Below are 25,118 nucleotides of genomic sequence, written 5' to 3' on the forward strand. Positions count from 1 at the left end.
ACATTGGGGATCGGTCATCTCATCCGGCACCTCAATCGGTTCGCATAATGGAATATCATACCGGGTGTCGGTGCTGGACGCAGTATCTGGTCCGACCCGGAAAAGGAGAGGCCCATGCTGTTTCGTGTTCTTTTTACCGGCGTATTCACTGGCACCATCGGTGCCACCGCCGCATTCTCGCTAGGTCTGGGTGTATTCCCCGCCTTTGCTGCGTACGTGCTTTTCGGTGCACTTGCTGTGATTGGATTGGGCGTTCTGGTACTTGCATCGCCGCAGCGACCAACACCTTCGCGCCAATGGCCGTCGAGCAAATCGAGGGTCGATCGCACCACACATGTTTGGCATCCACTGTCGATTAACCGCCGCGCCCCTTACTGGCAAGAACGGCTTGAGCGTATGGCACGACAAACCATCGGCGCACAAGCGAAGCCCGCTGCGGTGTGTGTATTCACTTCAGTCCGCCGTGATCAGCCGGATTTCTAAACAGGGCTGGTGCGGTGCGGCCTAGGCTCCATCGTACCGTCGGACCTTTCCGGCAACGCCGCGCCATGCGCCGTTTCCTTGGCTAAAGGCTAGAACTCGATCAGGATTGGTCGGCGGCGGCATAACCACTCCATCCAACTGGGTAAAACCAAAGCGCTGATAATATGGCGCGTCTCCAACCAACACCACGCGCTCCCAGCCAAATTGAGCTGCCACCCCAAGGCTTTGGCGGATCAGTAGGCCGCCCAGCCCCTCTCCCTGCCGTGTCGGGTGCACCGCTATTGGTCCAAGCAGAAGTGCCGCATGCGTCTGATCTCCAACAATTGAAACGGGCCAATACCGGATGGCCCCAGCCAAAACCCCATCAGCATCCCGTGCAACCATAGACAGCTCGGGAATGGGCGGAACATCGTCCCGTAAACGATAAGAGGATAGCGCCTCGCGACCCGGTGCAAAGCACAGGTCATAAAGCGCCTCGACCTCCCACCAGTCATCTTGGGTTTCCTGTTCCAGATGATACAGCTATCTGCCCCTTCTTCGTCTCGCATCGCTGCCCGCATTGGCTCGCGACCTTTTGACGTGGCCGTCTGCCGGGAAATGTATTAGGCCTGTGAACAGATCATAAGCCTATGACATCATGCGCCTTGTTGGTCTTGTATAGCGTGACATACGACAAACGGAAGGGGATCATGATGTTCTATCGGCCCGAAAATGGACATGGATTACCGCACAATCCGTTCAACGCACTGATCGTACCACGCCCGATAGCGTGGATCACAACACGAGATGCCGACGGACACGCAAACCTTGCTCCATATTCCTTTTTCAACGGCGTGGCGTATGAACCACCACAAGTGATGTTCGCAACGACCTCAGGCAAAGAGGATCGAGGGCTTGGGAAAGATTCCCTCGACAATATCCGACAAACCGGCGTTTTCTGCGTGCATATGGTGTCAGAAGACCTAACGGATGCGATGAACATCAGCGCCAGTGGCTATGCGCGTGACGTCAACGAAATCGAGAAAGCCGGGCTGGAATGGGTGGAATGTGACACCATTAACGCCCCACGCTTAACCGCCGCGCCTGCTGCATTGGAATGCAAGCTAACGCAGATCACCCAGCTTCCGGGCGAGGCGAACCATGTCTGTTTTGGACAAGTTACGGGCATCCATCTGCGCGACGATTGCCTTGTGGATGGAGTGTTCGACATTACCCGCGCACGGCCTTTGGCACGGTTGGGTTATCGAGACTATTGCGTGGTACAAGACCGGTTCGAATTGAAACGGCCCGGCGAATAGCGCCCGACACTGAAACGGGGCAATATTAAGGGGCGCTGCCCCTCGCCCGTTCCGGGCTCACCCCGGGATATTTGTGACCTGAAAGTGCGAAGAGGTGGAGAGCCCTGACGCGGCTCTGAGCACCCCAAGGAGCAGTAGGTCGGGGATGTTGCAGGTGTTCTCTGAATGGCCACCAATAGGGTGAAACCGCCCGAGGCCATGCCTCGGGCCTCCCCCAAGCCTGTCGACCGGCAGGTCGCTAGGGCGCGGGAGTGGACCGAATGCGAAAAGGGCGCCCGAAGGCGCCCTGTCTTCTTGACGTATCAGTCAGATCAGTGCCCGCCCAGAATGCCTGTGCGAACGGAATAGTCCACCGCGACCTCGTAGTCGGGGTCGTCATCGCTGTCGACCATCAGGTGGCCTGCTTTATTCAACAGATCATGGCAATCTCGGCTAAGGTGACGCAATTGCACCTTCTTATCCGACGCTTCATATTTCGAAGCCACAGCTTCAATCGCTTGCAAAGCGGATTGGTCGACAACCCGCGACCGAGCAAATTCGATCACCACAAGATCAGGATCATTCTTGACGTCAAACAGTTCGATAAACCCTTCTGCGGACCCAAAGAACAGCGGGCCTTCCACGTCATAGACTTTTGCTCCGTCTTCTTCGCGCGTGACGGCGTGGATGCGGGCCGCAGCGTTCCAGGCATAGGCCAGCGCCGACACGATCACCCCGACGACAACCGCTACGGCCAAGTCCTCATAGACGGTTACAGCGGTCACAAGCAAAATGACGAAGGCGTCGGTACGGGGCACACGGCGCAGGATCTTCAACGAGTTCCAGGCGAAGGTGCCGATCACCACCATGAACATGACACCGACAAGAGCCGCCAATGGGATCATCTCGATCCAGCTTGAGGCGGCAACGATGAACAGCAACAGGAACACTGCCGCGGCGATCCCCGCGATACGGGTACGGCCACCCGAGCGAACGTTGATCATCGACTGACCAATCATGGCACAACCGCCCATGCCGCCGAAGAAGCCGGTAATCACGTTCGAGGTTCCCTGAGCGATACATTCTTGCGACGCACCACCGCGCTGCCCAGTCATCTCGCCCACAAGGTTCAGGGTCAGCAGGCTTTCAATCAGGCCGATCGCAGCCAAGATGACTGCGTAGGGCAGAATGATCCAAAGTGTTTCAAGTGTGAATGGCGCCAAGGCAGTGCCGTACAGCCCCTCGCCCGTGCCAAATGGATTGTGGAAGCTGGGTAGGCCACCTTTGATCGAAGCCATATCCCCCACGGTCGGCACGTCGATCCCAAAGGCAATTACAAGCCCCGCAACGACACCAATCCCGGCCAAAGGAGCTGGGATAATCGACGTGATTTTTGGAAGCCCCCAGATGATCAACATGGTCAGACCAACAAGGCCCAACATCATATAAAGCGGCATACCTGTAAGCCATTCGCCGCCGGCAGCGCCATGCCCAGCGGCCTCGACCGTTCCCGGCACTTTGAACTGCGTCATTTGCGCTAGGAAAATCACAATAGCCAGGCCGTTCACAAAGCCCAGCATTACGGGGTGCGGCACAAGTCGGATGAACTTGCCCCAATGCATAACACCGGCAAAGATTTGCAATAGCCCCATCAGAACAACGGTTGCGAACAGATATTCGACACCATGTTGCGCAACCAGAGCCACCATGACCACGGCCAAAGCGCCCGTCGCACCCGAGATCATACCCGGACGTCCGCCGATGATGGCCGTAATCAGGCCAACCATGAACGCAGCATAAAGGCCCACCAACGGGTGCACCCCTGCCACGAAGGCAAAGGCCACGGCTTCGGGCACAAGTGCCAGCGCCACGGTCAAGCCTGACAGAAGTTCGATCTTGATCCGTGATGGCGTCAGTTCATCGTTCGGCGACAAGCGCAGATCAGGGCGTTCGATTCGATTGGCAAAACTTGCCAGCAGGGCTCGGGCCACGGGGTCACCTCATTTGGGGAATTGTTCGCGATGGGGCTGTCTAACGGCTTCGGGCCTGTCGGGCAATGCCTCAGATTGCATACGGTCTTGCAAGTAATGCATGGCGTGGCAGCAACGTGCGCGATAGGCTGCGGCCAAGACTTAGCAGGAGGCAGGAATGGACACACATATCGGGATCATTGGCGGGTCGGGCATCTATCAAATGGAGGGGCTTGAAGATGCGAAATGGGTTGATGTCGACAGCCCGTGGGGCATGCCATCAGACCAGATCCTGATCGGCCGGTTGGGCGGCGTCACGATGTCCTTTCTTCCACGCCACGGGCGCGGCCATGTTCACAGCCCCTCGGACGTCCCGTATCGTGCCAATATTGATGCCCTCAAGCGATTGGGCGTCACCGATGTAATCAGCGTCTCGGCCTGTGGGTCTTTCAGGGAAGAGATGGCTCCGGGTGATTTTGTCATTGTGGATCAGTTCATTGACCGGACGGTTGCGAGGAAGAAAAGCTTCTTTGGATCAGGCTGCGTGGCACATGTGGGCTTTGCCCATCCGACCTGTCCGCGCCTGTCGACGGCCTGCGCAAATGCCGCGCGCAAAGCTGGTGTCACGGTCCACGAAGGCGGGACATATTTGGCAATGGAGGGGCCGCAATTTTCGACCCTTGCCGAAAGCCGGATGTATCGCGACCAATGGGGCGCACATGTGATCGGCATGACCAACATGCCCGAGGCAAAGCTCGCCCGCGAGGCCGAGCTTTGCTATGCCTCGGTCGCGATGGTGACAGATTTTGATTGCTGGCACCCCGACCATGACGAGGTGGACGTGGCGCAGGTGATTGCGACGCTGACAGGCAATGGCGACAAGGCCAAACGCATGGTGGCAGGGCTGCCTGCACAGCTTGGCGTCGACCGCACGCCCTGCCCCCATGGATGCGATCGCGCGCTGGATATGGCCATCATGACTGCACCAGAAAAACGCGCTCCGAACCTTTTGGCCAAACTGGATGCTATTGCGGGGCGGGTGTTGTGAGCCGTCTGAACGGGATAGACATCGCCCGCTATCTGGCCTTTGTCGGGATGGTCTTGGTGAATTTCCGGCTCGCATCCGAGGTCAGCGCCGGACCGGATGTCGGATCGCAGATCACCGACGCTTTGGAAGGCCGTGCAGCGGCTTTGTTTGTCGTATTGGCAGGCGTCGGAGCAAGCCTTGGTAAAGGCGCATGGCACCTCACCCTGCGGCGCGCGCTTTTTCTGTTTGTCATCGGCATGTTGAACATGCTGATTTTCGAGGCCGACATTCTGCATTTCTATGCTCTCTACTTTATCGTCGCGATGGGGTTCATGCGCAGATCAAACAACACGCTGTTGCTGGGGACTGCTGGGTTCGTCCTGATCGGCTTCGTGGCACAGTTGGTGTTGGACTTCGACCGGGGCTGGAACTGGAATACGCTCAGCTATGCCAACTTCTGGACGATCGAAGGCTTTCTGCGACATTCATTCTTCAATGGGTGGCACCCCGTTTTTCCGTGGGCGGCATTTCTGCTGTGGGGCATGTGGCTGGGGCGCCAAGCGCTTGGCCGCTGGACGGTCCAGATCGCGATGGTCTTGGCGGGTGGGCTGGTGGCTGCCGCGGCACATGTCGCCAGCGCGGCCCTGATCGGTGACCCCGAGATTGGCGTATTGATGACAACTGAACCGATCCCTGCGGGGCCCCTGTACATGTTGGCAGGCGGTGCCACCGCCACCGCCATGCTGGGAGCCGTGCTTATTGCTACACCGATTTTGTTGCCCCTCCCCCTGATCCGTCGCCTGTGTGACGCCATGATTGTCTCAGGCCGCCAAACCCTGACCCATTATGTCGCGCATATCCTGATCGGGATGGGCACACTCGAGGCCTTTGGCCTGCTGGATGGTTCGCTGAAGCCCATGCAGATTTTCTGGATCTCGATCGCATATTGTGCATTTGCCGCGTTGTTCAGTTGGCTGTGGTCGCATAAGTTCAAACGCGGGCCGCTTGAGGCCATGATGCGCCTGATCACCGAGGGAAAAACATGAAATCTGTCAAAGACTATATCCGCACGATCGTGGACTTCCCGCATGAAGGGATCCTGTTTCGCGATGTGACCACCCTGTTCGCCGATCCGCGCGGGTTTCGCATGGCCGTGGACCAGATGCTGCACCCCTATGCCGGGATGCAAATCGACAAAGTTGTCGGGCTTGAGGCGCGCGGCTTTATTCTGGGCGGTGCAATTGCGCACCAGCTGACGCTGGGCTTTGTTCCCATCCGCAAGAAGGGCAAGCTGCCCGGCGCAACGCTGTCTGAATCCTATACGTTGGAATATGGAGAGGCCGTGATGGAGGTGCATGACGACGCCATCCAACCCGGCGAGAAGGTACTGCTGGTCGATGATCTGCTGGCAACAGGCGGCACGGCCGAGGCGGGGATCAAACTGATCGAACGCTTGGGCGGCGAGATTGTAGGCTGTTCCTTCATCGTGGACCTGCCGGAGCTGGGCGGACGCAAAAAACTGGAAGGCCTTGGCATGGGCGTCGACGTTTTGTGCGAATTCGAAGGGCTGTGAACGCTCCATTAACCAATGGACACTAAGGATATTCCTGCCCGGTTGGAGTTCGGGCGCTGCTTGTGCACATGGATAACGTGCAACGCCCTGCCTCACCCCGGCGGGGCGTTTTCTTGTGCTTTCGAGGGCTCACTTTGTGAGCCTGAAGGGGCTTTGCCCCTCTGCGCCAAGCGCATTCACCCCAGGATATTTGAGACAAGAAAAAGAAATCGCACAGCTAGTCCGCAGGAAAGATCACGCCGGGATTCATGATTCCATTGGGATCAAGCGCCTGTTTGATCGCGCGCATGGCGGAAAGACGGGCTGGATCGCCATAGCGCATAAGCTCTGCGGTTTTCAAACGCCCCACGCCATGTTCGGCGCTAAACGACCCGCCATACTCTGCCACCAGATCATAGACGGTACTGCGTATCGCATCGCGCTGGTGACGATAGGTTTCCTTACCCTCGCCCGAGGGGGGGAAGACATTGTAGTGGAGGTTGCCGTCACCCAGATGGCCGAATGCATTCACGCGGAATGCACCAATGGCTGCAAGCGCCTGATCCGTGCGTGTTAAAAAGTCTGGGATAGACGACAGCGGCAGCGAAATATCATGTGAACTGATGGCCCCTACGGCTCTGTTCGCTAATGGGATTTCCTCGCGCAGTTTCCAAAGCGCTGCGCGTTGTCCAGAGGATTGTGCAATGACCCCGTCCGAGACAAGCCCATCCGCAAGAGCAGCTTCGAATAGCGTCAGCAGGGCAGCTTCCGGTCCATCTGACGGGCCCAAGCCAAGGTCAATCAGAACGGACCAATCCGGGTGCGGGGTAAGCGGCGGTGACCCGCCCAACTTCGCCTCGGCCAAGAAGTCCAGCCCGGTCCCTTTGATCAGCTCGAACGCGCTGACCCCTTGCCCAAGCTGCGCCTGCGTCATAGCCAGAAGATCCAAGGCGGCGGCCGGATCGCGCACGCTAAGAAATGCTGTTCCAGTTTTTGCAGGGCGCGGAAACAAACGCAGGCTGGCGGCGGTGATTACGCCCAAAGTACCCTCAGCCCCGCACAAAAGCCCGCGCAGATCATAGCCTGTATTGTCCTTTCGCAAGCGCCTCAGCCCGTGATGGATCGAACCGTCGGGTAAAACGGCCTCGATCCCTAGACACAGGTCGCGCGCATTACCATAGCGCAGTACGTTCACGCCGCCTGCATTGGTCGATAGGCAGCCACCAATGCGACAAGAGCCTTCGGAGGCCAAAGACAAGGGGAACAGGCGGTCGACATTTTCAGCAGCACTGTGCACATCTGCCAGAATAGCGCCTGCTTCTGCGACCAGCACGTTTTCAGTCGGGTGAGTGGCCCGGATGTCGGTCATGCGTTCAAGGCTTAGGATCACCGGGCGCGCATCTTTCATCACTTGCCCGCCGACCAACCCCGTGCCTCCGCCATAAGGGACGACCGGGACACGCGCCCCATGACACGCCCGCAAGATTACCGAGACGTCGCTTGCCGTTTTAGGCGCGAGTAATAGGCCGCCATTCCCACAGAACTGCCCACGTGGCTCTTCCAGATAGGCAGGCGTCAGAGGCCGGAAGGTCGCATCTGGCAACACCGCGCGCAGCTGCGCCTCAAATGCTTCATTTGCTTCATTCACACCCTTGATCCTTGCATTTGGGTGAAGGCCATGCACCACACACGGTCGCCCTAACCTGCCTGTGTCCGGCCACGCCTGTCTGAGCGCAGGTTGGCATAGAGAACGTGGTTGCGCCAGCGTCCGTGGATCTGAAGGTAACTTTGCGCCACGCCTTCGTATTTATAGCCTACTTTTTCCAACACCCCACGCGAGGCTGCGTTCTCGGGCAGGCACCCCGCTTCAAGCCGTGACAGATCAAGCTCGTTGAAAGCATAATGGACCAAAGCTTCAAGCCCTTCGCGCATATAGCCCTGCCGCGCAAAGCGTTCACCCACCCAATACCCAGTGGTTCCGGCCTGCGATGGTCCGCGACGAATATTGTCTAACGTCAACGCCCCCAACAAGACGCCGTCCTGCCGGCGAAACATGAAAAGTGGAAGTGCAGTGCCGCCTGCAACAGATCGATTTGCCCAATAGACGCGATTTGTGAAACTTTTCCGCGTCAGGTGATCTGCGGCCCAGGTCGGTTCCCACGGGGTCAGGAAATCTCGGCTGGCAACCCGAAGGGCGGCCCATGCGCGATAATCGCCATGCATGGGCGGGCGCAAAGTCATACGTTCGGTTTCGATCCGAACTTTCTTGGGCCGCACAAACATCAAGCTGCGCGCCGTTCCATCAGTGCCTCCAGCGTTTCGGCTTTGGCTGCTGGGCCATACACCGCCATCGCCATGGCGCTGTCAGACAAGGACGTGCCGAAATCGCGCATATCTTGCAGGCTCACGGCGTCAATCTTGGCGACCGTATCGGCCAAAGTTGGCACGTCGCCCCAGATCCCCACCAGTCGCGCCATACGTTCAGCACGGGCCGACGGGCTTTCCAGCCCCATCAAAAGCCCTGCTTTCATTTGCGTTCGGGCACGCTCCAATTCGCGATCTGACATGTCGCTCGCAGCCCGTTTCAGCTCGTCAATGCACAGACCCGACAGAGCCGAAATGTCATCACCCGATGTGCCCGCATAGACGGTTAACATGCCGGTATCGTCATAGGATCCCAGCTGCGAGAAGATCGAATAGCACAGCCCACGCTTTTCACGCACTTCCTGGAACAGGCGCGAAGACATGCCCCCGCCCAAGGCCGAGCTGAACAGCTGCCCCGCATAGAAGCCGTCGTCGCGATAGGAGGGGGCCTCGAAACCAAGGGTGAAATGCACTTGTTCCAGAGTATCATTCACCTCGACCCGCGACCCCGAGGTCCAGCGTGCCGTGTCAGGCAGCAACACAGGTCGTGGCGCCAGCCCGCCAAAGGCAGCTTCGGCAAGGCGCAGAACCGCGTCATGATCGACCGCGCCAGCGGCCGACAAGATCAACTGATCGGGGCCGTAATGCTGAGACACAAAGCCCGACAGATCATCGCGGCCAAAAGACTTCACGCGCTCGGATGGGCCAAGGATGGTCCGCCCGATGGGCTGATCCGGGAAGGCCGCTTCTTGCAACCAGTCAAAGACCACGTCGTCGGGCGTGTCCAGCGCCTGTCCAATTTCCTGCAGGATCACGCCACGCTCAATCTCGATCTCGCTCGGGTCGAAAACGGGGTTCAGAACGATGTCGGAAATCACATCCAGCCCCAGCGCCACGTCATCTTTCAGCACACGCACGTAATAGGCCGTCACCTCGCGCGAGGTATAGGCGTTGATATAGCCGCCGACGTCTTCGATCGCCTCGGCAATCTCAAGCGCGTTGCGCTTTTGGGTGCCCTTGAAGGCCATGTGTTCCAGGAAATGCGCAATGCCGTTTTGGGCAGGCGTTTCATGGCGACCACCCGCCATGACCCACACCCCGAGTGAGGCGCTTTCCAGCCCCGGCATGTGTTCTGTGACGACGCGCACGCCGTTGGAAAGACGGTCCAGACGCACGCTCATGCAGGGGTGGCCTTTCCGGTGCGTTCCAGGATCAGCGTTTTCAGCGCGTCCAGATCATTGGCAACGCGGGTCACACGCTCGTCACGGTCAAACAGGTCGGCCATGCGCGGCGGCAGGGGCGCGTCTTCTCCGCAAGCATCTTTGACGGCGGCGGGGAACTTGGCAGGATGCGCGGTGGCAAGCGTGATCATCGGGCTGTTGCCCAAGTGTTCGTTTGCAACTTTCACACCAACAGCCGAATGCGGGCAGAGAACTTCGCCGGTCGTGGCAAAGCTGGTCTTGATCTGCGCCATGGTTTCGTCTTCCGAAGCGCGGCCCGACGTAAACTGTTCCCCCAGAAATTCCATCGCGCCTTGGCTGATCGAGAACCCGCCGTCTTTCAGGTCGTCCATCTGTCCGGCCACGGCAGCACCGTCGCGGCCATAAGCGTCAAACAGCGCACGTTCGAAATTCGAAGACACCTGAATGTCCATCGACGGGCTGATGGACGGCGTGACGCCCGCCTTTGTATAGGCACCCGTTTCCATCGTGCGGTGCAAGATATCGTTTTGGTTGGTGGCGATCACCAGCTGGTCGATGGGCAAGCCCATTTTCTTGGCGATATAGCCCGCGAAGATATCGCCGAAATTGCCGGTCGGCACGGTGAAGCTGACCTTGCGATGCGGGGCACCCAGCGACACGGCGGACGAGAAATAATATACCACCTGCGCCAGCACACGCGCCCAGTTGATCGAGTTCACGCCCGCCAGCTTCACGCCATCGCGGAAGTCGAAATCGTTGAACATGTCCTTCAGGCGTGCTTGGCAATCGTCAAAGTCGCCATCGACGGCCAGCGCGTGGACGTTGGCCTCGGACGGCGTCGTCATTTGGCGGCGCTGCACTTCGGACACACGGCCATGCGGGAACAGGATGAACAGGTCGACCGCGTCCAGACCTTTGAAAGCTTCGATGGCGGCCGATCCAGTATCGCCCGAGGTCGCACCAACGATGGTCACCTTTTCACCGCGACGGCTGAGCGCCACTTGGAACAGCTGGCCGATCAACTGCATTGCGAAGTCTTTGAAGGCCAACGTCGGGCCGTGGAAGAGCTCTAACAGGAAGTGGTTCGGGCCCAGCTGCACCAAGGGTGCACGGGCGTCGTGGCCGAAACCAGCATAGGCCTTGGCGATGATCTGTTGGAACTCTTCATCGGTGAAGGTGTCGCCCACGAAAGGACGCATCACACGAAAGGCGATTTCCTCGTAAGACAGGCCCGCCAGCGCGGCAATGTCGTCAGTCGACATGGTTGGCACGGTCTCGGGCACATAGAGGCCGCCGTCACGGGCAAGGCCGGTCAGCATAGCATCTTCGAAGCTGAGAACAGGTGCGTCGCCGCGGGTCGAGATATAGCGCATCGGAAGTGAGTCCTTCAGGTGTTTCGGCGTTTCTTACGCCAAAGCAAGGTAAGTGTCATCACCGACCATGTTAGGGCCAGCAAAAACCAGGTGCCAACATATTCAAGATGGCGGTTTGGAATGCTCTCTGACGTGACGGGCAACGGCTGAACACCACGCTCGGGTGGGGCCATCTGGCGCGCGACCACCAGAACGGGTTTCGTACCCAGCACCTGAGCCATTTGGTCAATATCCCGCGCAAACCACGTATTGTCGGCAACATCGTTTTCCGGCGTCGCGCGATCCCGTTCATCCGGCCAATGCAGATTGCCGACCACAGTGACCCGATTGCCGTTTGGCAACGGCAGGCCCTGCCCCACACGAATAAAGCCGCGATCAATCAAGACCGCCCCCTGATCAGTCTGAAGTGCCGAGATCAAACGATATCCTGCCCCAGCCTGTTTGGTGCTGACCAGCACGCGCAGCGTTTGGCTTGTCATCTCTCCAGCAAGCTCGACAGGAAGATACTTGTCGCGGATCGGGTCTGGGTTCTCGGGCAACGATACGGGATCCGCAGCGATGCGGGCATCAATCTCGGCGATCAGGCCCTCTTTCCATTTCATGCGCTGCAACTGCCATGTGCCCAGCCCGATAAACAGCGCCAGAACAGCGAGGCTGAGAATGATTGCGATGACATTGCGCATGACAAGCTTCCAAAACAGAGAAAGGCGCGAGAGTTTCCCCTCGCGCCTTTGATTAGGACTATTTTCAGGTCGGGTTCAACCGCCCCAGATGTAAACAGCAGCGAACAGGAACAGCCACACAACGTCGACGAAGTGCCAGTACCAAGCGGCGGCTTCAAAGCCGACATGGCTTTCCGGGGTGAAGTGACCCTTCATCGCGCGCATCAGGCAGACAAACAGGAAGATCGTGCCGACGATCACGTGGAAGCCGTGGAAACCCGTGGCCATGAAGAAGTTCACGCCATAGATGTTTCCAGCGAAGTCAAAGGCAGCGTGGCTGTATTCGTAAGCTTGGAAGATGGTGAAGATCACACCCAGGATCACAGCCAAGGTCAGACCCCAAACAAGGTCTTTGCGGTTGTTTTCATGCGCGATCGCGTGGTGCGCCCAAGTTACCGCACACCCGGACAAAAGCAGGATCAGCGTGTTGATCAGCGGCAGATGCCATGGGTCAAACGTCTCGATCCCAACGGGCGGCCAAACGCCGTCAATCGCGGGCGAGCCTTCGGTCATTGGGTACATGGCGTGCTTAAAGAAGCTCCAGAACCATGCGACGAAGAACATGACCTCGGACATAATGAACAGGATCACACCATAACGCAGGCCGATTTTCACGACCGAAGTGTGGTCGCCGGTTTGGCCCTCATGCACGATATCTGACCACCAAGCGAACATGACGTAAAGCACGCCAGCCAAGCCGATGAAGAACAGCCATGGATTACCTTCGGCCATCCATTTAACAGCGCCAAACAGCATGACGAATCCAGCCACGGCACCCAAGAACGGGTTTACCGAAGGCGGCAGAATGTGAAAATCGTGGTTCTTTGCATGTGCCATAAGCGTCTAGTCCCTGTTCTTCTGGCGTCAGTTTTGCACAGCCGTCTGCGGTGCATCAAGTGATGCGACCTCTTCGGGCAATTCGGTTTCGTGGAACGTATAGGACAACGTGATCGCGTTCACGTATTTGCCTTCATCGTCCTCGATCATTTCGGGGTCCACGTAGAAGGTGACCGGCATGGTCACGCGTTCTCCGGGTTGCAGTACCTGCTGTTCAAAGCAGAAGCAGTCGATCTTGGTAAAAAACCCACCCGCTGAGAAGGGGGCAACATTGTAGCTGGCGGTGCCGGCAACGGGGCGGTCGGTCGGGTTATAGGCCTCGTAGAAGGCCAGTCCAGTTTCACCCAGACGGATTTCCATCTCGTGTTGTACGGGTTTGAAATCCCACGGCATGCCGCGTTCTTTCGAGGCATCAAAGCGTACCAGAACTTTGCGATCCAGAACGACGTCGGAGGCTTTCTCGGCGACGCCTGTGACACCGCCGAAGCCGGTGACACGGCAGAACCAATCATAGAACGGAACCGAGGCCCAGCTAAGCGATCCCATCAGAAGGACCACCCCAACGGCCTTTGCCGCGGTTTTCTGAGGTCTCGACAAGCTCATTGGCTGGCCTCTGACGTTGCTTCGGGCTGATACAGTTCGCTGACCTTGGCCACAGTCAGTCCGTAGACAAGGGCCACAAATCCGACCAACACTAGGCCCAGACCGATGTTACGGGACAGACGGCGCTTGTGCATTTCATGTTCTGCCTTAATCGCCATCAGCCCCAGCCCCCCAGCCCAATGGGTTTCAGCGAGGCTTCGATCAGCAACGCGCCATAATGAAGGAACAGATATGCCAGCGACAGTTTGAACAGGCCGCGTTCGGCCTTGTGCGTGTCGGCTTCGCTGTCGTCATCCGTGCGGCGGAACACATCCCACGCTCCTTTGATGAACATCGCGTTCAGCACCAGCGCGATCACCATATAGGTGGGTCCGCCGACCGAGGTCAGGCCCAGCGCGATGGCGACAGCGGCCAATGCGAATGTATAGCCAAGGATATGGGCACGGGTTGCTTTGCGTCCGTGGGTCACGGTCAGCATGGGTACACCAGCATTGGCATAGTCACCCTTGGTGAACAGCGCCAGCGCCCAAAAGTGGGGCGGCGTCCACGCAAAGGTCAAAGCAAACATCAAAACGCTTTCGATCGAGATCCCACCCGTCGCCACGGCCCAACCGATCATCGGAGGGAACGCACCTGCCGCACCGCCGATCACGATGTTCTGCGGGGTCCAGCGTTTCAGCCACATCGTATAGATCACGACATAGAAGAAGATGGTGAAGGCCAGAAGGGCAGCAGCCATCAGGTTCGCCGCCAGTCCCAACATAACGACGGACATAACAGACAAGGTCATGCCGATGGCAAAAGCTTCGCCTTCTTCTACTTTTCCCGACGGAATCGGACGGGTCAGCGTACGCTTCATCTTGCGATCGATATCAGCATCCCACCACATGTTCAGCGCACCAGATGCACCACCACCAACAGCGATAAACAGGATCGAGGCCAAAGCCACAATCGGGTTCACACTACCCGGTGCCACCAACAGGCCCACGAATGCCGTGAACACAACCAAGGACATCACGCGCGGCTTCAGAAGCGCGAAATAGTCTCCGAATCCGGCCTCGCCGGTTTCGGTTTTGGTGGTTTGGATGCTGGCGTCAGTCATAGTGGTATGGCGCTTTGGCTGGATCTTCTTGCAAGAAACCGCCCCCTGAAGGGCGGCCCGTAGGAAGGGTGTTACCCCTTCCGTATAATCAGTTGGCCGATGCGACCTGAATGGCAGGAGCGGTCGTCGCATCACCTGCATATTCTTCGATCGCACCTTTCAGCCAAGCTTCGTACTCGGCTTCAGTCACGGCTTTCACAGTGATCGGCATATAGGCGTGGTCCTTGCCGCACAGCTCGGAACACTGGCCGAAATAGATGCCTTCCTTGCCGGGCTCAACTTCGAACCACAGCTCGGCCAGACGACCGGGAACTGCGTCTTGCTTTACGCCGAAGGCTGGGATGGTCCACGAGTGGATCACGTCCGCAGCAGTGACCTGCATGACAACTTTCTTACCTGTCGGCACGACAACAGCTGTATCGGTGGCCAGCAGATAGTCGCTTTGGTCATAGCCGTACTCTTCCAGTGCGGATTTATCCAAAAGGAAGCTGTCAAAGCCAAATTCGTGCTCGGGATATTCATAGCCCCAGTACCACTGGTAACCGGTCACTTTGATAACGACGTCACCCTTGGGGATCACCTGCTGCTGGAACAAAACCGGAAGCGAGAACGCACCGATGAAGGCCAAGATCACAACGGGGATCAGGGTCCATGCGATTTCGATGGGCGTATGATGCGAGAAGGTCGCGGGCTCGGGGTTGGCGCGGCGGTTGTGGCGCACGATAACGTAGATCAGCAGTGCCGTTACGAAGATCGTGATCCCAAAGATGATCACATTGATCAGCCCGTCCAGACCCTGCGCAGCTTCGGCGATATTGGTTGCGGCTGGCTGAAAACCCATTCCGCCGTCGACCGGCTTACCGATCACTTCGAGGTTTTCCTGAGCCGAGGCGATACCCGCCGTCATCATAGCCGTTGCAGTGGCGAAAAGGCTGCTGAAACGCATCATATTCGTCTTTCTCTTCCCTGTGCGGCGCGGCCCGCCACCGGTGTTTTCCGGTACAGGCTGCTGCGCGCTCATGCCTCTCCCGCACACGGGGCACGGGAATCCCTTGTTTCTCATTGGTGTGAAACCATATTAGAAAGCTGGGAACAAGGAAAAACCTTCGCAAGTTAATGAACAACGTCGCGTTTAGCGCAAACTAAAGGCCCCCCATGACCGACACCACCGCATTTCGCCCGTTCGACACCCTGATTGCTCAAGAAGATGCCCAGAAGCTTCTGGCCCAAACTACGAATGGCGCCGACGATGGAGAGCTGTTTTTGGAGCGCATGCGTTCCGAGGCTTTGGTCTTTGATGATGGGCGCCTACGCAACGCCAGTTATGATGCATCCGAAGGGTTCGGGCTGCGGGCGGTGAAGGGTGAAACCACCGGTTATGCCCACTCGACTGAAATCAGCGAGGCGGCCATGAAACGCGCGGGCTCGACCGTGGCTTTGGCCGTTGGCGACGAGGGCGGAACATGGGCGGATGCCCCTGCCCGCACCAACCGAAAGCTCTATACAGATGCGGATCCGATGGCGGATGCAGGATTTGGCCTGAAGGTTGAAACCTTGCGCGAAATTGACGCCTTCACCCGCGACCTCGACCCGCGCGTCGTACAGGTCTCGGCCACCCTTGCGGCCAGCTTGCAAGAGGTGCATATCCTGCGCCCGGATGGCCAACTGGTATCCGACACGCGACCGATGACGCGGCTGAACGTGTCTGTCATCGTAGAAAAAGATGGGCGGCGCGAAAGCGGTTCTTCCGGTGGCGGTGGACGTGCTGGCCTGACTGGGCTGATGGGTCCGCAACATTGGCAAAGCACCGCGCGCGAGGCGCTGCGCATTGCATTGGTGAACCTCGACGCGGTGCCTGCGCCCGCAGGCGTGATGGATGTAGTCTTGGGCAATGGCTGGCCCGGCATCCTGCTGCACGAAGCCGTGGGTCACGGGCTGGAGGGGGATTTCAACCGCAAGGGCACCTCGGCTTTCTCGGGCCTTGTCGGTCAGCAGGTCGCCTCTAAAGGTGTTACCGTTGTCGATGACGGCACCTTGCCTGATCGTCGCGGCTCGATCAGTGTCGATGACGAGGGCACGCCCTCGGGTCGTACCACCTTGATCGAAGACGGCGTGCTGGTCGGCTATATGCAGGACCGCCAGAATGCGCGCCTTATGGGTGTTCCTGCGACCGGAAATGGCCGTCGCCAAAGCTATGCCCACGCCCCGATGCCGCGCATGACCAACACCATTATGGAATGCGGTGACGCCACACCAGAAGAGGTTTTAGGCCAACTGAAAGACGGCATCTATGCCGTCGGTTTCGGCGGTGGTCAGGTCGATATCACCAACGGAAAATTCGTGTTCAGCTGCACCGAAGCCTATCGCGTCGAAGGCGGCAAAGTCGGAGCGCCTGTAAAAGGTGCCACATTGATCGGGGACGGTCCGCAAGCGATGAAACAAATCCGCGCCATTGGGAATGACATGGCGCTGGACCCCGGCGTTGGCACCTGCGGCAAGGCTGGGCAATCGGTTCCGGTGGGCGTCGGCCAACCGTCGCTGTTGATCGGCGGTCTAACTGTTGGGGGCTCGGCGGCATGACGCCGCGCCTGTCGCAATGTATTCTAGCAGGGCTCGGAACTAACGCCGCACTACTCGTCATAGGAGTGGTATTTCTAGTCCTTGCGTCCTCATTTGAGGGCGCATTACAGACTGATGGTCTGGGCTACGAGACGGTCGGCTTCTTCTTTGGATTTGGCATTGCGCTGACATTCGGCAGCCTTATGTCTATCATCCCGACAGGGCTAGCGGCAGCGCTCTATTGGTTTGTCATCCAGCGCTGGCCCGGCAGCTCCGCAAGCCCGCAGTTTTGGGTCGCACCTGCAATTGGCGTCGCCATTTCGACCAGCCTCGTCATCATTGTTGCCGAAGATTTGACGGGTGATTTTTTGGTTCTCGCCACGTTCGCAATCCTACCCGGCCTAGCAGGTGGGATGATTTTCCGGTTTCTTCTAGGCAAAATCGTCAGCGCCTAGACGAATACTGGATTCTCTTCAGTCATCCGCCATTAGCAACCTATTAACCATTCTTACGGCATGCTGATCCCGCAAAAGACGGAATCACGCATGACTAAGGACCTTTTCCAACCTACCCACCCCATACCCTCACCCAGGACTGTGGACGAGGCTCTGGCGTGGATCCGTCTTTTGCGTTCGCGCCGTGTGGGTGTGTCGACCTTTTTCAGACTACTGGACGAACATGGCACAGCAGAGGCTGCGTTAGAGGCGTTGCCAGAAGTCGCAAAGGCTGCGGGCGTGAAAGACTATGCCCCCTGCCCCGAACATGTCGCCGAAGATGAATATCGCCGCGCGCAGATGGCCGGGGCTAAGATGATCTGCTGGGGCAGCCCGGACTATCCGACGCTACTGTCCGAAATCCCAGATCCTCCGCCCTTCTTCTGGGCGATGGGGGATGAGACGTTGTTGCACAGCCCCATCATCGCACTGATCGGCGCGCGTAATGCGTCCTCGATCGGGACACGCATGGCCCGCAAGCTGGCAAACGAATTGGGCGAGGCCGGGTTTACTGTCATCTCGGGTCTTGCGCGCGGGATCGACACAGTGGCCCATGAGGCCGCGTTGAAAACCGGCAAAACCATTGCGGTGATGGCGGGCGGCGTGGACGTAATCTATCCCAAAGAAAATACTGATCTGGCCGAAGACATCGCGCGTGATGGGCTTCGTATCTCAGAGATGCCGCCGGGTGTGACGCCGCAAGCGCGGCACTTTCCACGCCGGAACAGACTGATCTCGGGTCTGGCCCGCGCCGCCGTGGTGGTCGAAGCCGCTGCGAAATCTGGATCCCTTCTGACAGCACGTAACGCTTTAGATCAAGGGCGGGATGTGTTGGCGATCCCAGGGCACCCGTTCGATGCGCGTGCATATGGTTGCAACATGTTGATTCGCGACGGCGCGGCTTTGGTCCGCAACGCCGCAGATGTCATCGAGGCGATCGGCCCTGCGATATCTTCCACCACCTCTGACGCGAAAACACCCGCGGATGACGCTTCTGCCGCCGCACCACAGGCAGGAACGCGCGACAAACGGACATTGGCAGAAACTGCCAAATTGCACGGTCAGATCCTATCCAGACTGGGATCTTGCCCCTTGGCCGAGGATCAGTTGATCCGGGATATCGGCCAATCACATGGTCTGGGCTCGCAACAGATTCTACCCGAGTTGGTAAATCTCGAGCTGGACGGGCGGATCACCCGCCAAGCCGGGGGGCTTCTGTCGAAGCCCTCTTAGCGTATGGGGATTGGTAATATATTTTTACCAATTTAGCGCTAAACCTTTCAAAATCGTTACAAAAACTATTGCGCTGCAATGCAGCACCCCCTACGACTCCTGCAATTCCACGAACGGGACAAGGGGAACACTGATGCGCGAATTTCAGAAAATCCTGATCGCCAACCGCGGCGAGATCGCCATCCGCGTTATGCGGGCGGCCAACGAGATGGGCAAAAAGACCGTTGCCGTCTATGCCGAAGAAGACAAACTGGGCTTGCACCGCTTCAAAGCGGACGAAGCTTACCGGATTGGTGAAGGCATGGGCCCTGTCGCGGCTTATCTGTCGATCGACGAGATCATCCGAGTCGCCAAAGAATGCGGCGCGGACGCGATCCACCCCGGCTATGGCCTGTTGTCGGAAAACCCCGACTTCGTGGACGCCTGTGCGACCAACGGCATCACCTTCATCGGCCCCAAAGCGGAAACCATGCGTGCGCTTGGCGACAAGGCATCGGCCCGTAAAGTCGCTGTCAAAGCCGGCGTGCCGGTCATCCCCGCCACCGAGGTGCTGGGCGACGACATGGATGCGATCAAGAAAGAAGCATCCGAAGTCGGATATCCCTTGATGCTGAAAGCATCGTGGGGCGGTGGCGGGCGCGGCATGCGCCCCATCTTCAGTGAAGACGAAGTTGAAGAGAGGGTTCTGGAAGGCCGCCGCGAAGCCGAGGCCGCATTTGGCAATGGCGAAGGCTATCTGGAAAAGATGATCACCCGCGCCCGTCACGTCGAGGTCCAGATCCTTGGTGACAGCCACGGCAACATCTATCACCTGTATGAACGTGATTGCTCGGTCCAGCGCCGCAACCAGAAAGTGGTAGAGCGTGCACCTGCGCCATATCTAAGCGAAGCCCAGCGCGAAGAGCTGTGCGAGCTTGGCCGTAAAATCTGCAAGCACGTGAACTATGAATGCGCGGGCACTGTCGAATTCCTGATGGATATGGAAAGCGGCAAGTTCTATTTCATCGAAGTGAACCCCCGCGTGCAGGTCGAGCACACCGTCACCGAAGAGGTAACCGGCATCGACATCGTGCAGGCGCAGATCCTGATTGCCGAAGGCAAAACGCTGTCCGAAGCCACCGGCAAAGCCAGCCAGTATGACATCCGCTTGAACGGCCACGCGCTGCAAACCCGCGTGACTACGGAAGACCCGCAGAACAACTTCATCCCGGATTATGGCCGCATCACGGCTTATCGCTCGGCCACCGGCATGGGCATCCGTCTGGACGGCGGCACGGCCTATGCGGGCGGTGTCATCACGCGCTACTATGACTCGCTGCTGACCAAGGTGACCGCTTGGGCCCAGACGCCCGAAAAGGCGATTGCGCGCATGGATCGCGCGCTGCGTGAATTTCGTGTTCGCGGCGTGTCGACCAACATCGCGTTCGTCGAGAACCTGCTGAAGCACCCGACCTTCCTGAACAACCAATACACAACGAAGTTCATCGACGAGACACCGGATCTGTTCAAGTTCTCGAAACGTCGGGATCGAGGCACCAAGGTACTGACTTATATCGCGGATATCACCGTGAATGGTCACCCTGAAACAGCGGACCGCCCTGCCCCGCCCGCAGATCTGAAGGCGCCCAAAACGCCCGAGCTGCGTGCCGATCCCGCGGCTGGTACACGCACCCTGCTTGAGGCCGAAGGCCCGCAAGCCGTGGCCGATTGGATGAAAGCGCAGAAACAGCTGTTGATCACCGACACCACCATGCGGGATGGTCACCAGTCGCTGCTAGCAACGCGCATGCGCTCGATCGACATGATCAAAGTTGCACCCGCCTATGCCGCGAACCTGCCCAGCCTGTTCTCGGTTGAATGCTGGGGGGGCGCGACCTTCGACGTGGCGTACCGCTTCTTGCAAGAATGCCCATGGCAGCGCCTGCGCGACTTGCGCAGCGCGATGCCGAACGTGATGACGCAAATGCTGCTGCGCGCCTCGAACGGGGTTGGATATACGAACTATCCGGACAACGTGGTACAGGAATTTGTGCGCCAGGCAGCGGCATCCGGTGTCGATGTATTCCGCGTATTCGATTCACTGAACTGGGTTGAAAACATGCGCGTCGCCATGGACGCCGTGGTCGAGGCTGGCAAGGTCTGCGAAGGCACAGTCTGCTATACTGGCGACATTCTGAACCCGGATCGCTCGAAATACGATCTGAAATATTATGTCGGCATGGCGAAAGAGCTTGAGGCCGCAGGCGCCCATGTTCTTGGTCTGAAAGACATGGCTGGTCTGTTGAAACCTTCCGCGGCTCGCGTGCTGGTGAAAGCCCTGAAGGAAGAGGTCGGCCTGCCGATTCACTTCCACACACACGACACCTCGGGCATCGCGGGCGCGACCATTCTGGCTGCGGCTGATGCGGGCGTGGACGCTGTGGATGCGGCAATGGACGCGTTCAGTGGCGGCACATCGCAGGCCTGTCTGGGTTCGGTCGTCGAAGCGCTGCGCAACACCGACCGCGACACCGGGCTGGATATCGGCGCGATCCGCGAGGTCTCGAACTATTGGGAAGGCGTTCGCCACCAATATGCGGCCTTTGAGAGCGGGCTGGAAGCTCCGGCATCCGAGGTTTATCTGCACGAAATGCCCGGCGGTCAGTTTACCAACCTGAAGGCTCAGGCGCGTTCACTTGGGCTGGAAGAGAAATGGCCAGACGTCGCGCAAAGCTATGCGGATGTGAACCAGATGTTTGGAGACATCGTGAAGGTGACGCCGTCCTCGAAAGTGGTTGGAGACATGGCTCTGATGATGGTCAGCCAAGGCCTGACCCGTGACGAGGTCGAAGACCCCAAGACCGACGTGGCCTTCCCCGATTCTGTGGTCGACATGATGCGCGGCAATCTGGGCCAGCCCCCTGGCGGCTTCCCGGACAGCATCATCAAGAAGGTTCTGAAGGACGAGGCACCGAATCTGGAACGCCCGGGCAAGCATCTTGCACCGGTGGATCTGGAAGCCGCGCGTGCTGAGCTGTCGAAAGAGCTGGACGGGTTCAAGGTCGATGACGAGGATCTGAACGGCTATCTGATGTATCCTAAGGTCTTCTTGGACTACATGGGGCGTCATCGTCAGTACGGCCCGGTACGCACATTGCCCACTAAGACCTTCTTCTATGGCATGGAGCCGGGGGAAGAAATCTCGGCTGAGATTGATCCGGGGAAAACCTTGGAAATTCGCCTGCAGGCGCTTGGTGAAACGGACGAGAATGGCGAAGTGAAGGTGTTCTTTGAACTAAACGGTCAGCCACGCACGATTCGCGTTCCGAACCGCTTGGTCAAATCCTCGACCGAGGCACGCCCAAAAGCGGCTGACGGCAACCCCAACCACGTGGGGGCACCAATGCCGGGCGTTGTTGCGTCGGTCGTCGTCGCTGCGGGGCAAGAGGTCAAAGAAGGTGATCTTCTGTTGACCATCGAAGCCATGAAAATGGAAACCGGCATTCACGCCGAACGTGATGCGATCGTCGGCGCAGTTCACGTTCACGCCGGTGGCCAAATTGACGCCAAGGACCTGTTGGTCGAACTGGAATAAGGCCTTAGAGCTGATCTGGCCGGGGCTTTTCCCGGCCAGATCAACCGAGGCCCCATGACGTTCCACATCACAGCAATCTCAGCCGCCCTGATTGGGCTGCTTTACACATGGCTTTCTGCCCGCGTCATCGCACGCAGAATGTCGGCCCGTATCAGCGTTGGCGATGGAGAAGACAAGGCTCTGATCTATCGTATACGCGCGCAGGGCAACTGTGGGGAATACGCCCCAATAAGCCTTCTTCTACTGCTCTTGGTCGAACTTTCCGGCACACCAACCGGCGTCACAATCGCCTTGGCAACACTTATCGTTTTGGGCCGAGCATTGCATGCTTTCGCTTTTGTAAAACGCCCGATGAGCTTCCTGGCGCGGCGCGTGGGGATGATCATGACCTTTGCAGCGATCAGCCTTGCTAGCCTAGGGCTTTTGGGTCACAGCCTTTTGTAACGATACCAAAAACTACTGCTGAAAATCTTTGAAAAAGAGGTGAAAAGCCCCTTGCGGCCCCCCGCCCGGGCCGCTATATCCCCCTCACCGAAGGAAGCGGGCGTAGCTCAGGGGTAGAGCATAACCTTGCCAAGGTTAGGGTCGGGCGTTCGAATCGCCTCGCCCGCTCCAATCGGTTACCCAGTCTGGTCACCCACCAGACATGCCATAGGAAGCGGGCGTAGCTCAGGGGTAGAGCATAACCTTGCCAAGGTTAGGGTCGGGCGTTCGAATCGCCTCGCCCGCTCCAATCGGTTACCCAGTCTGGTCACCCACCAGACATGCCATAGGAAGCGGGCGTAGCTCAGGGGTAGAGCATAACCTTGCCAAGGTTAGGGTCGGGCGTTCGAATCGCCTCGCCCGCTCCAATCGGTTACCCAGTCTGGTCACCCACCAGACATGCCATAGGAAGCGGGCGTAGCTCAGGGGTAGAGCATAACCTTGCCAAGGTTAGGGTCGGGCGTTCGAATCGCCTCGCCCGCTCCAATCGGTTACCCAGTCTGGTCACCCACCAGACATGCCATAGGAAGCGGGCGTAGCTCAGGGGTAGAGCATAACCTTGCCAAGGTTAGGGTCGGGCGTTCGAATCGCCTCGCCCGCTCCAACTGGATCAGATCTCAAGTTTACATATTTTATGTTGGTGCCTTCTGCTCGATTATGTCGCATGATGTCACACCAATTACATTCGACAGCATGCAAATAATAAAGGGGACGCGCGCTGCGCATCCCCTTTCCGAAACACCCTTCCCCTCAAAAGGATGTCTGGTTCAGGCGCTCAATGACTGGCGCCCGGCAAGTTCGTGGATCATCGATTGAATCTGCGCACGGATCTTTTCATCCGTAATCGACGACAGAGCCTGTGCGGCCTTTGCTGTCCGTTCGTCCATCGCTTCGCGCTCAGGCATGCCGGCACGTGGGAGCCCTTCAAAGAAATAGGCTGGTTCGACATCGAGCAGCTGTGCGATTTCGAACATTTTGCTTGCCGACACCCGATTATAGCCGGTTTCGTATTTCTGAAGCTGCTGAAATGACAGCCCCAGCTTCTCGGCTACATTTACCTGTGTCATGCCGCGCAGCAAGCGAACTTCGCGAATTTTCTTACCAACATGAACGTCAACCGGATGTACCATTGTTTTTCACCATATAATTGTTTCCCGCTAAGAGAGAGTGGCATCAATTGGCATGAAACCCAATTGGTGAGCAATGAGCACCTATGTAACATTTTTGATTGCATGATGGGTGATTTGTGTTACGAAGTTCCCCCAAGGCCTATTTTTTAAGGCTTCTTCGCTATCTTTATTGGCGAAATGGGTGACGCATTTCACCTCTAAGCATTATGTGTTTACCGTCGAGGGAACAAAAATGAGCCATCTGGACGCGCCCGCACTGCTGTATGAGATGTTGCGCTCATTCGCCTCATTAGCGCGTACGTTGAACCTTTCGCAGACTGTAAAGGAGATCGGCAGCACCCGACAAACGGTGCGCCGCCACATTGCACTACTCGAAGAATATATGGGAAACCCACTTTTTTCGTTCGAAAATCGACACTACGAACTGACCGAGACCGGCGAAAATTCCCTTAAAGAGGCGGAAGAGCTTCTGGCGCGAGGTGCCGCGTGGCTGAACAATGAAAGCCGCCATGTGCAGGGGCTTCATTATCTGGCGTTGCAAGAGGGAAAGATCCCCTATTTCTTGCAGCAACATCCCCTTACAACGCTTTGGGATACCTCGTCAGAGCTTCTTAAGTTCGGGTTCCACAGCTGGGCTCAGTCCCAAGGCGAGCTAGAAAGCCCAGACTTCGCCAGCCTGCGCCCCTATCTGATGGTGTTCCGATACAACGCGCAGAACGGCGATTGGATCTGTACCGAGGTTGGTGAAAAATCCTCGTTCGCCACCTGGTTCGGGTGGGAGAAGTACCGATCCGCGGTGGGGCGCAGCGCCGTTAACCTGCCGACCGACAAAGGCTATAGCTATCTCTTGACCCAGTCCTTCAACGATGTAGCCAATACAAGAAGCGTGCGTCTTGACCACATTCACACCCATATGCCGCACGGTGCAGATGCAAAGCCTACTCCGATCTCTTATCATCGCCTTGTGATGGCCTGCAGGTATGCTGATGGAGATCTGGCATTGGCGACGCTCATCGACCGGACGCTGAATGTTCAGATTCTGGATCTTCCTGACGAGATGCGTCTGTCAATGCCTGAAGGGCTGGCCATGGACATCCAAGCGCCCTTCTGAAGCGCTCGTTCAAAACTGTGTC

General features: G+C 57.9%; 24 protein-coding genes and 5 tRNA genes. 16 read left to right on the top strand and 13 right to left on the bottom strand.

Annotation, left to right across the window (positions count from 1 at the left end; translation table 11 throughout):
* Window positions 1-114 precede the first annotated feature (114 nt).
* Window positions 115-483: a hypothetical protein gene (locus FIL88_RS09130; RefSeq protein ID WP_142853551.1), complete on the top strand. Its 369-nt coding sequence runs from the start codon at window positions 115-117 to the stop codon at window positions 481-483.
* Window positions 484-504: 21 nt separating this feature from the next.
* On the opposite strand, the gene FIL88_RS09135 is transcribed toward FIL88_RS09130, so the two are convergent.
* On the bottom strand, window positions 505-1,005 hold the full coding sequence (locus tag FIL88_RS09135; RefSeq protein ID WP_142853552.1) for a GNAT family N-acetyltransferase: 501 nt from the start codon (window positions 1,003-1,005) through the stop codon (window positions 505-507).
* Between the two features lie 170 nt (window positions 1,006-1,175).
* Here FIL88_RS09135 and FIL88_RS09140 point away from each other — a divergent pair, with 170 nt between their 5' ends.
* On the top strand, window positions 1,176-1,781 hold the full coding sequence (locus FIL88_RS09140; RefSeq protein ID WP_142853553.1) for a flavin reductase family protein: 606 nt from the start codon (window positions 1,176-1,178) through the stop codon (window positions 1,779-1,781).
* 311 nt (window positions 1,782-2,092) lie between these two features.
* Here the strand turns inward: FIL88_RS09140 and FIL88_RS09145 are convergent, their stop codons facing one another.
* Window positions 2,093-3,751 carry a SulP family inorganic anion transporter gene (locus tag FIL88_RS09145; protein WP_142853554.1) on the bottom strand — a complete coding sequence of 553 codons (1,659 nt, stop codon included), beginning with the start codon at window positions 3,749-3,751 and terminating at the stop codon, window positions 2,093-2,095.
* Window positions 3,752-3,908: 157 nt separating this feature from the next.
* Between FIL88_RS09145 and FIL88_RS09150 the strand changes: the two genes are divergently transcribed.
* From FIL88_RS09150 to FIL88_RS09160, 3 genes are read left to right on the top strand one after another with little or no spacing between them, the layout of a single operon-like run.
* Window positions 3,909-4,778: an S-methyl-5'-thioadenosine phosphorylase gene (locus FIL88_RS09150; RefSeq protein WP_142853555.1), complete on the top strand. Its 870-nt coding sequence runs from the start codon at window positions 3,909-3,911 to the stop codon at window positions 4,776-4,778.
* Window positions 4,775-5,803 carry a DUF418 domain-containing protein gene (locus FIL88_RS09155; RefSeq protein ID WP_246066673.1) on the top strand — a complete coding sequence of 343 codons (1,029 nt, stop codon included), beginning with the start codon at window positions 4,775-4,777 and terminating at the stop codon, window positions 5,801-5,803. The genes FIL88_RS09150 and FIL88_RS09155 overlap by 4 nt, the downstream gene beginning before the upstream one ends.
* Window positions 5,800-6,330 (top strand): adenine phosphoribosyltransferase, encoded by a 531-nt coding sequence (locus FIL88_RS09160; RefSeq protein ID WP_142853557.1) that lies wholly within the window; start codon window positions 5,800-5,802, stop codon window positions 6,328-6,330. The genes FIL88_RS09155 and FIL88_RS09160 overlap by 4 nt, the downstream gene beginning before the upstream one ends.
* 217 nt (window positions 6,331-6,547) lie before the next feature.
* On the opposite strand, the gene FIL88_RS09165 is transcribed toward FIL88_RS09160, so the two are convergent.
* The 10 genes from FIL88_RS09165 to coxB all read right to left on the bottom strand — a co-directional run bounded on the left by FIL88_RS09165 (window position 6,548) and on the right by coxB (window position 15,461).
* A complete protein-coding gene (locus FIL88_RS09165) occupies window positions 6,548-7,966 on the bottom strand; it encodes an FAD-binding oxidoreductase (protein ID WP_407642363.1) in 1,419 nt (472 codons plus the stop codon).
* A gap of 41 nt (window positions 7,967-8,007) precedes the next feature.
* On the bottom strand, window positions 8,008-8,592 hold the full coding sequence (locus tag FIL88_RS09170) for a GNAT family N-acetyltransferase (protein WP_142853559.1): 585 nt from the start codon (window positions 8,590-8,592) through the stop codon (window positions 8,008-8,010).
* Complete coding sequence (locus tag FIL88_RS09175) at window positions 8,592-9,854, bottom strand: M16 family metallopeptidase (RefSeq protein ID WP_142853560.1); 1,263 nt, start codon at window positions 9,852-9,854, stop codon at window positions 8,592-8,594. The genes FIL88_RS09170 and FIL88_RS09175 overlap by 1 nt, the downstream gene beginning before the upstream one ends.
* Window positions 9,851-11,248: a threonine synthase gene (gene thrC, locus FIL88_RS09180; protein WP_142853561.1), complete on the bottom strand. Its 1,398-nt coding sequence runs from the start codon at window positions 11,246-11,248 to the stop codon at window positions 9,851-9,853. Before thrC ends, FIL88_RS09175 begins: the two co-directional genes overlap by 4 nt.
* Before the next feature lie 14 nt (window positions 11,249-11,262).
* Window positions 11,263-11,931, bottom strand: a complete 669-nt coding sequence (locus tag FIL88_RS09185) for an SURF1 family protein (protein ID WP_142853562.1) — start codon at window positions 11,929-11,931, stop codon at window positions 11,263-11,265.
* A gap of 75 nt (window positions 11,932-12,006) precedes the next feature.
* The gene (locus FIL88_RS09190; RefSeq protein ID WP_142853563.1) at window positions 12,007-12,807 is read right to left on the bottom strand and encodes a cytochrome c oxidase subunit 3; all 801 of its coding nucleotides are present in this window, start codon (window positions 12,805-12,807) and stop codon (window positions 12,007-12,009) included.
* A 27-nt stretch (window positions 12,808-12,834) separates the two neighbouring features.
* On the bottom strand, window positions 12,835-13,410 hold the full coding sequence (locus FIL88_RS09195; protein WP_142853564.1) for a cytochrome c oxidase assembly protein: 576 nt from the start codon (window positions 13,408-13,410) through the stop codon (window positions 12,835-12,837).
* Window positions 13,407-13,568, bottom strand: coding sequence for a hypothetical protein (locus FIL88_RS16675; protein WP_185960895.1), 162 nt, complete (start codon window positions 13,566-13,568; stop codon window positions 13,407-13,409). The genes FIL88_RS09195 and FIL88_RS16675 overlap by 4 nt, the downstream gene beginning before the upstream one ends.
* Window positions 13,568-14,512 carry a heme o synthase gene (cyoE, locus tag FIL88_RS09200; protein ID WP_142853565.1) on the bottom strand — a complete coding sequence of 315 codons (945 nt, stop codon included), beginning with the start codon at window positions 14,510-14,512 and terminating at the stop codon, window positions 13,568-13,570. The genes FIL88_RS16675 and cyoE overlap by 1 nt, the downstream gene beginning before the upstream one ends.
* A gap of 88 nt (window positions 14,513-14,600) precedes the next feature.
* On the bottom strand, window positions 14,601-15,461 hold the full coding sequence (gene coxB, locus FIL88_RS09205) for a cytochrome c oxidase subunit II (RefSeq protein ID WP_142853566.1): 861 nt from the start codon (window positions 15,459-15,461) through the stop codon (window positions 14,601-14,603).
* Window positions 15,462-15,667: 206 nt separating this feature from the next.
* Between coxB and tldD the strand changes: the two genes are divergently transcribed.
* The 10 genes from tldD to FIL88_RS09255 all read left to right on the top strand — a co-directional run bounded on the left by tldD (window position 15,668) and on the right by FIL88_RS09255 (window position 23,459).
* Window positions 15,668-17,092, top strand: coding sequence for a metalloprotease TldD (gene tldD / locus FIL88_RS09210; protein WP_142853567.1), 1,425 nt, complete (start codon window positions 15,668-15,670; stop codon window positions 17,090-17,092).
* Window positions 17,089-17,526: a hypothetical protein gene (locus tag FIL88_RS09215; protein WP_142853568.1), complete on the top strand. Its 438-nt coding sequence runs from the start codon at window positions 17,089-17,091 to the stop codon at window positions 17,524-17,526. The genes tldD and FIL88_RS09215 overlap by 4 nt, the downstream gene beginning before the upstream one ends.
* A gap of 90 nt (window positions 17,527-17,616) precedes the next feature.
* The gene (gene dprA / locus FIL88_RS09220) at window positions 17,617-18,798 is read left to right on the top strand and encodes a DNA-processing protein DprA (protein ID WP_142853569.1); all 1,182 of its coding nucleotides are present in this window, start codon (window positions 17,617-17,619) and stop codon (window positions 18,796-18,798) included.
* Between the two features lie 133 nt (window positions 18,799-18,931).
* Window positions 18,932-22,372, top strand: a complete 3,441-nt coding sequence (locus tag FIL88_RS09225) for a pyruvate carboxylase (protein WP_142853570.1) — start codon at window positions 18,932-18,934, stop codon at window positions 22,370-22,372.
* A 54-nt stretch (window positions 22,373-22,426) separates the two neighbouring features.
* Window positions 22,427-22,816 carry an MAPEG family protein gene (locus FIL88_RS09230; RefSeq protein ID WP_142853571.1) on the top strand — a complete coding sequence of 130 codons (390 nt, stop codon included), beginning with the start codon at window positions 22,427-22,429 and terminating at the stop codon, window positions 22,814-22,816.
* Between the two features lie 96 nt (window positions 22,817-22,912).
* Window positions 22,913-22,987: transfer RNA gene (locus FIL88_RS09235), tRNA-Gly, on the top strand.
* Between the two features lie 43 nt (window positions 22,988-23,030).
* Window positions 23,031-23,105, top strand: a tRNA-Gly gene (locus tag FIL88_RS09240).
* A 43-nt stretch (window positions 23,106-23,148) separates the two neighbouring features.
* Window positions 23,149-23,223, top strand: a tRNA-Gly gene (locus FIL88_RS09245).
* Between the two features lie 43 nt (window positions 23,224-23,266).
* Window positions 23,267-23,341: transfer RNA gene (locus tag FIL88_RS09250), tRNA-Gly, on the top strand.
* A 43-nt stretch (window positions 23,342-23,384) separates the two neighbouring features.
* Window positions 23,385-23,459 (top strand) — tRNA-Gly (locus FIL88_RS09255).
* Window positions 23,460-23,622: 163 nt separating this feature from the next.
* Here FIL88_RS09255 and FIL88_RS09260 read toward each other — a convergent pair.
* Window positions 23,623-23,985: a helix-turn-helix domain-containing protein gene (locus FIL88_RS09260; RefSeq protein WP_142853572.1), complete on the bottom strand. Its 363-nt coding sequence runs from the start codon at window positions 23,983-23,985 to the stop codon at window positions 23,623-23,625.
* A 109-nt stretch (window positions 23,986-24,094) separates the two neighbouring features.
* On the opposite strand from FIL88_RS09260, the gene FIL88_RS09265 reads away from it, so the two are divergent.
* Window positions 24,095-25,096 (top strand): helix-turn-helix domain-containing protein, encoded by a 1,002-nt coding sequence (locus FIL88_RS09265; RefSeq protein WP_142853573.1) that lies wholly within the window; start codon window positions 24,095-24,097, stop codon window positions 25,094-25,096.
* Window positions 25,097-25,118 lie beyond the last annotated feature (22 nt).

The organism is Aliiroseovarius halocynthiae (assembly GCF_007004645.1).
Classification (GTDB): Bacteria; Pseudomonadota; Alphaproteobacteria; order Rhodobacterales; family Rhodobacteraceae; genus Aliiroseovarius; species Aliiroseovarius halocynthiae.